Raw genomic sequence first — 1587 nt, forward strand, 5'->3', positions numbered from 1 at the left:
GGCCGCTTCTATGGGGACTTGTTTGTCAAGCCGTGTTCGATCGTCAGGTAAGCGGATCAGATTTCATCCCGGCACCTTTGTATTGCGTGTGATGTGAAGCGGGCGTGCTGCGCGGTGGCTTGATCCTGATCCCAGGTCGGGGTATGACGAGCGTTCCAGCCAGTGCCGGAACGAACTTCTATCCGTGCAGGATGTGAAGGTCCTGCACCTCATGCAGCATGCGCGCGAGGCGCACTGGCAAACCCCAGTTACCGGCGCACCCCATCTTAGGGGGCGGTCACCGTGTCGTGACCCGCGGCCGTTTCGGGCGCGTCGACCTTTGATCATGATCTGTTCCTTGGTAGGGCACGCAAACGATGTTGACCCGGAACTTCAAGGAGCAGCAGCTTTGAGCGAAGCCCCGGCCGGAATCTCGCCGTGCTCGAGGTAACGCCATAGGGCGATGGCGAGACGTCGTGCCAACGCGACGATGCCCACACGTCGCATGCGCTTGCCGTTGCCCGCAAAGCGCCGGTTGAACCACTGAGTCAGGAGGCTGTCGGGCTGCAGGCGTAACCAGCGCCAGGCCAGTTCGACGAGTATCGTGCGCGCTCGTCGGTTACCGGCTTTGCTAATGCCTTGTTCGATCTGGCTATTTCCGCTGGCGTAGGGCGTGGGCGTCAGTCCCAGACATCCGGCGACCTCACGCCGGTTGGCGAAACGTCGCCAACCGAACACTTCCTTGACCAACACCCAGGCGCCCTTGGGGCCGATCGCGCGCAGCTGGGCCAGTTGGGCCACCAGCGGGTGCTTGCCCTCGGCCAGCTCTTCGCGCCGGGTGGCTTCGAGCATCTTCGTCTGTTGCCTGACCAGCGCCAGCCGCGCACTCTCGCGCTCGATCTCGCCGCAAAGCGCGGCCGGTATCTGCCCGCGGTGGTTTGCCCACCACTGCGCCCAGTCGCGCCCGCCGATGATGACCTGCAGACGTACGTTGTGCAGCACCAGCAGTGAGCGGATGCGGTTCGTGTGGGCGACACGCTCCTGAGTCAGCCGGGCCAGTTCACGATGCGTGCGGCGAGCGTCCTCCTGCTCAGGCGTGGGCTCGCGTAGCACCGACCAGACGCGCTCGCCGGCGTGGTGGCGCCTGAGCATCGTCAGCAGCTTGTCGCCGTCGAGCCGGTCAGTTTTGGCCCGTCTCGCGCGTCGATTCACTTCAATGCTGGCGGCATCAACCACGAGGTTGTCGATGCCTTGCCCCGTCAACCAGCGGTGCAGCCACCAGCCATCCCGGCCAGCCTCATAGCAGGAATGCACCTTGGCCCCGGGCGCAAGCCGGCAGCGCTCCTTCGCACGGCGCACACAATCGAGCACCGCAGCGGTGTCGCCGCCTTGCACGCTGTAACGACTTGGGCCACGACGACTATCGCTCGCCGTCAATCTCCAGGATTTGTCGCCGAGTTCGAAGCTTATGTATAGCTCGACGTCGATTGCCGTATTCTCGTCTTGTGGGACTGCTTGGGTCGTGGACATTTCCGTCTCCTTCGCACAGAGTTGGAAATTCCGTTTTAGCTAAACGGACCTTTCTCCGGTAGTCCCACATAGCATCTT

Annotated in this window: 1 protein-coding gene; it reads right to left on the minus strand. The window is 63.0% G+C overall.

Annotation, left to right across the window (positions count from 1 at the left end; translation table 11 throughout):
• Positions 1-372: 372 nt before the first annotated feature.
• Positions 373-1509 (minus strand): IS110 family RNA-guided transposase, encoded by a 1137-nt coding sequence (locus F6X42_RS42520; protein WP_187639719.1) that lies wholly within the window; start codon positions 1507-1509, stop codon positions 373-375.
• Between the last annotated feature and the right edge of the window lie 78 nt (positions 1510-1587).

The organism is Paraburkholderia podalyriae (assembly GCF_014397785.1).
GTDB classification, from domain to species: Bacteria; Pseudomonadota; Gammaproteobacteria; order Burkholderiales; family Burkholderiaceae; genus Paraburkholderia; species Paraburkholderia podalyriae.